The organism is Candidatus Accumulibacter vicinus, from assembly GCF_000584955.1.
GTDB classification, from domain to species: domain Bacteria; phylum Pseudomonadota; class Gammaproteobacteria; order Burkholderiales; family Rhodocyclaceae; genus Accumulibacter; species Accumulibacter vicinus.
The window spans coordinates 21,276-27,557 of record NZ_JDSS02000024.1; the positions used below are offsets into that span (position 1 = coordinate 21,276).

Annotated in this window: 8 protein-coding genes; 5 read left to right on the forward strand and 3 right to left on the reverse strand. The window is 61.7% G+C overall.

Annotation, left to right across the window (positions count from 1 at the left end):
- Window positions 1-75: 75 nt before the first annotated feature.
- The 4 genes from CAPSK01_RS10645 to CAPSK01_RS10660 all read left to right on the forward strand — a co-directional run bounded on the left by CAPSK01_RS10645 (window position 76) and on the right by CAPSK01_RS10660 (window position 3,520).
- The gene (locus CAPSK01_RS10645; RefSeq protein WP_034926178.1) at window positions 76-819 is read left to right on the forward strand and encodes a cobalamin biosynthesis central domain-containing protein; all 744 of its coding nucleotides are present in this window, start codon (window positions 76-78) and stop codon (window positions 817-819) included.
- A 61-nt stretch (window positions 820-880) separates the two neighbouring features.
- Window positions 881-1,276 (forward strand): cobalamin biosynthesis protein, encoded by a 396-nt coding sequence (locus CAPSK01_RS10650; RefSeq protein ID WP_034926180.1) that lies wholly within the window; start codon window positions 881-883, stop codon window positions 1,274-1,276.
- The gene (cobJ, locus tag CAPSK01_RS10655; protein WP_273703492.1) at window positions 1,273-2,253 is read left to right on the forward strand and encodes a precorrin-3B C(17)-methyltransferase; all 981 of its coding nucleotides are present in this window, start codon (window positions 1,273-1,275) and stop codon (window positions 2,251-2,253) included. The genes CAPSK01_RS10650 and cobJ overlap by 4 nt, the downstream gene beginning before the upstream one ends.
- A gap of 319 nt (window positions 2,254-2,572) precedes the next feature.
- Window positions 2,573-3,520, forward strand: a complete 948-nt coding sequence (locus CAPSK01_RS10660) for an adenylate/guanylate cyclase domain-containing protein (RefSeq protein ID WP_273703493.1) — start codon at window positions 2,573-2,575, stop codon at window positions 3,518-3,520.
- 126 nt (window positions 3,521-3,646) lie between these two features.
- Here CAPSK01_RS10660 and CAPSK01_RS10665 read toward each other — a convergent pair whose 3' ends face one another.
- Window positions 3,647-3,847 (reverse strand): hypothetical protein, encoded by a 201-nt coding sequence (locus tag CAPSK01_RS10665; RefSeq protein WP_273703494.1) that lies wholly within the window; start codon window positions 3,845-3,847, stop codon window positions 3,647-3,649.
- A gap of 379 nt (window positions 3,848-4,226) precedes the next feature.
- Here CAPSK01_RS10665 and CAPSK01_RS10670 point away from each other — a divergent pair, with 379 nt between their 5' ends.
- Window positions 4,227-4,796, forward strand: coding sequence for a PEP-CTERM sorting domain-containing protein (locus tag CAPSK01_RS10670; RefSeq protein WP_034926184.1), 570 nt, complete (start codon window positions 4,227-4,229; stop codon window positions 4,794-4,796).
- A 222-nt stretch (window positions 4,797-5,018) separates the two neighbouring features.
- Here CAPSK01_RS10670 and CAPSK01_RS10675 read toward each other — a convergent pair whose 3' ends face one another.
- Together CAPSK01_RS10675 and CAPSK01_RS10680 are read right to left on the reverse strand one after the other, a co-directional pair.
- The gene (locus CAPSK01_RS10675) at window positions 5,019-5,750 is read right to left on the reverse strand and encodes a hypothetical protein (protein WP_273703495.1); all 732 of its coding nucleotides are present in this window, start codon (window positions 5,748-5,750) and stop codon (window positions 5,019-5,021) included.
- The coding region (locus CAPSK01_RS10680) for an alpha/beta fold hydrolase (protein WP_273703496.1) at window positions 5,734-6,282 on the reverse strand (549 nt) is incomplete at its 5' end. The genes CAPSK01_RS10675 and CAPSK01_RS10680, both read right to left, overlap by 17 nt.

A 6,282-nucleotide genomic window follows, 5' to 3' on the forward strand; every position in this document is an offset into this window, starting at 1 on the left:
GTGGCTGCCGCCAGCGCCGGGAAACCGGCACAGCGGTGCTCGCTGCGATCGATCCAGCCAGCAGGCTCTGAAGCGATGCAGGTCGCCGTCCTGGCCATTACCCGCCACGGGGTCGCGCTGGCCGGCAGGATCGTCGCCGCACTACCCGGCGCCCGCCTGTTCGCGCCGGAGAAATTCCGCTCTGAAGCCGAGGCCGCAGCGCCAGACGCCGCCCGGTGCTACACCGGCAAGGTCGGCGATCAGATGCCGGCCTGGTTCGCCGCAGTTGACGCGATTGTTGCCATCGTCTCGCTCGGCGCCGTCGTCCGCCTGATTGCGCCGCACCTTGGCAGCAAGGAAAGCGATCCGGCGGTGATCGTCATCGACGAAGCCGCTCAGTTCGTCATCCCGGTGCTTTCCGGCCACCTCGGCGGGGCCAATGCCCTGGCCGGGCACCTGGCCGGCGCGCTCGGCGCGACGCCGGTATTGACCACCGCTTCAGACGCTCGTCAGACGCTGGCCGTCGACCTCTTGGGCCGCGAACTCGGCTGGGTGTTCGAGGCGACGCATGCCGAGCTGGTTCGCTGCAGTGCCGCAGTGGTCAATGATGAAGCCGTCGCACTGGTTCAGGAAGCGGGCAGCAGGGATTGGTGGGCAAATCACGCCAACGGCCGGCAGGGACCCCTGCCGGCGAATCTGACGCTGTTCGAGAAACTGGAGGATGTCGATGCCGACCGCTTCGCTGCCGTGCTGTGGATTGCGACGCGTGCAATGCCGGCTGAACTGGCCTCCCGACTGGCGGGCAAGCGGATCGTCTATCGCCCCGCTCCCGAAGCCTGAAGAGGGGCCTGATTTCTGCCATGGAACACTCTGCGCTGGCTCCTTGCCGCAGGGCAGTGGCATGAAGGTCGCTCTCGGCATCGGTTGTGACCGTGGCACGCCGACGGCGACGATCGCGCAAGGCATCGCCGAGGCGCTGGCGGCTTGCGCTGCGACGCTGGCCGACGTGCGTGCGGTCGCCAGCATCGACCTCAAGGCCGACGAACCCGGCCTGCTGCAGGTGGTCGAGGAAAATGGCTGGCGCTGTTCGTTTTATCCGGCAGCGGTACTCGCCGAAGTCGCGGTGCCGCATCCCTCGGAAACCGTTCGCCGCCATACCGGCACGCCGTCGGTCTCCGAAGCGGCAGCCCTGCTGGCGGCGAATGCCGAGCCGTCCTTGCTGCTGATCGAAAAACACAAGCTGCGCGGTCCCGATGGCCGCCATGTCACCGTCTCCATTGCCAGGATCTCCCAATGAACGCTCCCCTTGAAAAAACCGGCAAGATCATGCTCGTCGGCCTCGGCCCAGGCAGCAGCGAGCACCTGACCACGCGTGCGCGCGCGGCGATTGCCGAAGCCGACACGGTCATCGGTTACGCCACCTACCTCCGTCTGGTGGCCGATCTGGTCAAGGGCAAGGAGATCATCAAGAAGTCGATGACCGAGGAACTCGACCGTGCCATCGAGGCGCTGGAGCGTGCCCGCCAGGGCAGGAAGGTGGCGCTGATTTCCTCGGGCGACGCCGGCATTTACGGGATGGCCGGACCGACTTTCGAGGTGCTGTTCCAGGCTGGCTGGACGCCGGACTCGGCAATCGAGGTCGAGATCGTTCCCGGCGCTTCGGCGCTGAATACCTGTGCGGCGCTGGTCGGCGCGCCGCTGACCCACGATTTCTGTGCCATATCGCTTTCCGACCTGCTGACACCGTGGCCGACGATTGCCCGCCGGCTCGACGCCGTCGCTTACGCCGATTTCGTCGTCGCGCTCTACAACCCGAAAAGCGGCCGCCGTACCCGGCAGATCATCGAAGCCCAGCGTCTCTTCCTGCGCCATCGTCACCCACAGACGCCGGTGGCCATCGTCAAATCCGGCTACCGCCCGAAGCAGAGCATCAAACTGACGACGCTCGAGCGCATGAACGAGTGCGACATCGGCATGCTGTCGACGGTGCTGATCGGCAATTCCAGGACTTTTGTCCTGCACGGCCTGATGGTGACGCCGCGTGGCTACGCCAACAAGTACGCCGTCGAAGCCGGGGAAAGCATCACCCGTGACGGCGAACAGGCCGGTCGCTCGCTGTCCACCGGCCTCGAAGGCTGGATGGCGAGCATTCAGGCGAGCGGCAAGAGCGCTGCCGAACTGGCTGTCGAGTATCGCCTGCCGGAAGACTATATTGCCGCGGTGCTGGCGGCCGGGGGAGCGGCTGAGGGAGAAGCCGCCAGCGTCGAGAATTGAGCAAGGCCGTCGGCTGATGGCTCGCTGACTTCCGGTCGCAAAGCGATCCTGCGAAAATAGTCTGCGAGAGCAGTGTCAAGCAAACTGACTTGTCTGCTGCCGATTGGCGCTGAATGCGCCGGAATCTCCGATCAGGAGTATCATCCGTGCGAGTCGAGGTTTCTGCGCACACTGCAGAACCGGCAGATTCTGCTTGAACTGTCTTCAGCAAGGATACGAAGTTGCTGCGCGCCCGAAGATGCGGCGGGTGATGGAACATTCACGAGCTCGGGGAAATGGGTACCTGATGCTCTGGCCTAGGGGAACTCGGAAGATCAAAATGAAAGTGCCCAAGCAGATATCCGCGGCGGGCGACCGAACGGCAGTACGCCAACAGATATCGGCAACCGTGCTGTTTGCCGATATTTGCGGCAGTACCCGCTTGTTCGAAAAATATGGCAATTGGCAGGCGCGGCAGATCGAGAGTCGGGTTCTTGAGTTGCTCAAGGCCAAAACCGCCGAGTTCGACGGGAAGGTGGTCAAAACCATCGGCGACGAGATCATGAGCCGCTTTCCGGTCGCGGCACGGGCGTTGCAGGCTGCCTGTGAGATGCACTCCACGATCAAGGATGACTCCTATTTGCTGGAATTCGACATTGCTGTCAGGATCGGCCTGCAGCACGGGCCCGTCCTGGTCGAGCACAGCGATCTGTTCGGGGACGCGGTCAATGTGGCGGCCCGCATGGTTGCCCTGGCCAAGGCCGACCAGATCATCACCACTCGCGAGACGGTTCGCCAGTTGCCGGACAACCTCGAACTGATGACCCGCAGTCTCGGCTGGTCGCGTGTCCGGGGCAAGCTCGATGAGTTGGAGATTGTCGAAGTGATCTGGCAGGAGCCCTCCAGCCTGACGCAACTCGTCAGCCTGGAGCAGCAGGATGAAGTACGCAACCTGTTATTCGCCCGCCTGATCCTCGAATACCACAACAAGACGTACGAGGTGATGCCCGACTCCCACATTTTTACCATCGGGCGGGGCGACAGGAACCATCTGGTGGTAGATCAGGACCGGGTTTCCCGCACCCATGCCGACATCGAATTTCGCCAGGGCAAGTTCATCCTGGTCGATGGCAGCACTAACGGTACCTATGTCCTGCTGAACAATGGCTCGCGTTTCTTCGTGCAGCGCGAGGAGTTTACCCTGCACGATCGGGGCATCATCTGCCTTGGAAAGGCGGTCACCGCCAATGACCCTGATCTGATCCGCTACGAATGCGTGCAGCCGTGATGCACGGCCTGGCCCGGTGATCACATCCGGGAGCTCGGTGCAGATGGAGCAGGGAGGGGGGTGGAATCTCCTTGCAGTGAAAGAACACCTTGATGAAGGCAGCGAATCTCTGGCGCCTGATGCCCATCAGAGGAATTCGAAGGCAAAGCGGGCCAACCATTGCGCCAGAGCCTGGCGGTCACGCTGGAATCCGCCGAACTCCGCCAACTTGACGTTGGTTTTGCTCGCCGCCTCTGCCGAAATCACCAAAGCCGTGATCTTCGCCTGGGGCACGTCCAGCCCGTGCAGGGGACACGGGAGAAGTCGAGCAATGACCTGCGGTGACACCCCGATCCTAAACGTGACCCGCTGAACCGACTCGTCCCCCGGATGGCCTCCTGGAGAGCGCACGGTCAAAAGGCCGCAGGGGTCCACCTACCCACATCCACTTTCATCATCCGGGATGGCGCGACACCGCAACTCGCCATGAGCGTTTGGGCCAGCTCTGGCGTCGGAATATTTTACAGATGCATGTCGAGACTGACCGCTTCCCTTAACTTCAGAGACAACAAAATCATGCCAAGTCGTTGTATTTAATATATAAACTGTGCGTGTTCGTGAAGCTGACACGTTCTTTGCTTAAACCGCTGGCCGGGGACCATTCCCGCCGCAATTTGAATCTTGTAGTCTGCCGACCAACATCAGTATCAGTTTTAGGAGAAAAATCATGAATCTAAAAAAGTTGCTTTGTACGGCGTCGGTCTTGATGCTGCCGTCGCTGGCCATGGCCTCTGTGGTTACGAATAACATCAATCTGGCCCTGCCACACTCCGGTTTCAATGCCTACGACATCGACGGCGACGCGATCGTCGACATTGGCTTGTCAGAGGATTGCTGCAGCCCCAACAACACTTTCGTTTCGTCGGGATTTGGGTATCCGGCGAGTTGGCAGTACGCTTGGTTGAGCGTGGGCCAGACTGTCGACAACACGCTGACTTGGGTGTCGGGCACTTTTGGCTACACGCCCACAGCGCCAGTGACGCCTGGCTTGAACTACCTCGCCGTCAAGGACACCTCGATCGGCAGCTACTTCGGTTACATTACCATCGACTTCGAACTGCCCCTCGTCGGAACCGGAGGCTATTCGCAGACGCTGGTGAGCTACACTTACGACGATACCGGCCGGGCAGTCACGGTCGGCAGCAGCGTTCCCGAGCCGACTGCGCTGAGCCTGCTCGGCCTTGGTCTGCTGGGTCTGGTTGGTGCTTCGCGTCGCAGGAAAGCCGTCGAAGCCTGATTGCAATAGCAGCATGCAGCACTTCAAGAAGCCCGGCCTCGCCGGGTTTTTTGTTTGTTGACCGACGACGATGCACATGTCACGGCTGAATGGGCGCACCACAGCGGCTCTTGGGTGGTGTTCACCAAGTGGATATGCTAAAACTTAAGATATTGATTATAATATATTATATTGCGATCGCGTCCACGTCTTGACCACTACCCCCCGTTTTTCGTTTCCACCCTACGGCTCTGGCCGGACGGGCGGTTTGACGTTCAAAGGCGGCTTGCCCGGTTGCTCGAACTTTCCGAACGTCGGTGGCGGTGGCGGTGGCGGTGGCGGCTTCTGCACGGGCATCGGCCGCGGCGGCCATCGCGGATGCCAGACGGCAAGATGGCGCAAGTAAAAGCTCACTGGAGCCGCCTGTTTGAGCACGCTGCCGTGGCCATCGACGATCGCGGCGTCAAGCTGGTAGCGCTGATTGGTCGGCGGCAGCGTGTCTCCCCAGGACTCGGGGGAAATCATGAATTCATTGGCGGTGAAGCGTTGGCCGACGGGGCGACCGTTGATGCTGACCGTAATCGCATGCCCGTTGCCCAGTTGCAGAGCAGGTTCCATGGTTACCCGTACCTCGAACAAGGCATTGTTGGCGGCGATACTGCCATTATTGGCAGGTTCAACGATGCTGAACTTGTGGTACGCAGGCGCCACAGCAGCAGGCTGGTCGCTTTCCCTGGAGACTCGGCTGGCAGCCGGGACAGCCGCTTTGGGGATCGGCACCGGTTTGCTGATATTGAGTTCGGGTAGAAGCACCGGCTTGGCACCTGCTTGCGGCTGGTCGGAATACATCGGACTGCCCGCGCCACGCGTGACAAAGACCTCCTGTGCCGGCGCCGCTGCCGGAACGGACAGCAGCAAGCAGACTTGTGCGAGCCAGGCCAGCCACGCCATCGCCCGCTCAGACACGGTGCGCATGCCTGCTGCGTGTGTCCATCCGGTCGAATGCGGACAGCAGCGCCTGCGCCACGCGTGGCGAATAGAGCATCGCCAGGTGACCCAGGCCGTTGATCGGGTAGTTGGCGGCACCAGACAATTGCGAATTGCTTTGTGGCATCACGAAGTTGTCGTGCGGACTATAAATGGCGAGAGTATCGAGCACCGCAGCCGGATTGGCAAGATTTTGCAGCCAGAGGTTGCCGGGCCGCATCTGACGGGCATTTTTGCCAGGCCCGATGCTTGCCAGCTGACTGCCCTGGTGTGGTGTTCCGAGCGTTACCAGACCGGCGGCCCGCGCATTGCCGCAACGTTGCAGATAGGCCCGTGCCACCAGCCCACCCATGCTGTGGCCGGCAAGCAGGACACGTTCGGCGCCGGTTTCGGCAAGCACGGCATCAATGCGCCCGGCCAGGGGAGCCACATAATCCTCGATGTTGCCGTGAATCGGTTCGAGGCTGATCGTCGCTACCGTCCAGCCAGCCGCCTCGAGGCGACGGCGCAGCCACCACCA

Coding starts and splice junctions, on each gene's coding strand:
- CAPSK01_RS10645 (WP_034926178.1), top strand. CDS start 76: ATGCAGGTCGCCGTCCTGGCCATTACCCGCCACGGGGTCGCGCTGGCC.
- CAPSK01_RS10650 (WP_034926180.1), top strand. CDS start 881: ATGAAGGTCGCTCTCGGCATCGGTTGTGACCGTGGCACGCCGACGGCG.
- cobJ (WP_273703492.1), top strand. CDS start 1,273: ATGAACGCTCCCCTTGAAAAAACCGGCAAGATCATGCTCGTCGGCCTC.
- CAPSK01_RS10660 (WP_273703493.1), top strand. CDS start 2,573: ATGAAAGTGCCCAAGCAGATATCCGCGGCGGGCGACCGAACGGCAGTA.
- CAPSK01_RS10670 (WP_034926184.1), top strand. CDS start 4,227: ATGAATCTAAAAAAGTTGCTTTGTACGGCGTCGGTCTTGATGCTGCCG.
- CAPSK01_RS10675 (WP_273703495.1), bottom strand. CDS start 5,750: ATGCGCACCGTGTCTGAGCGGGCGATGGCGTGGCTGGCCTGGCTCGCA.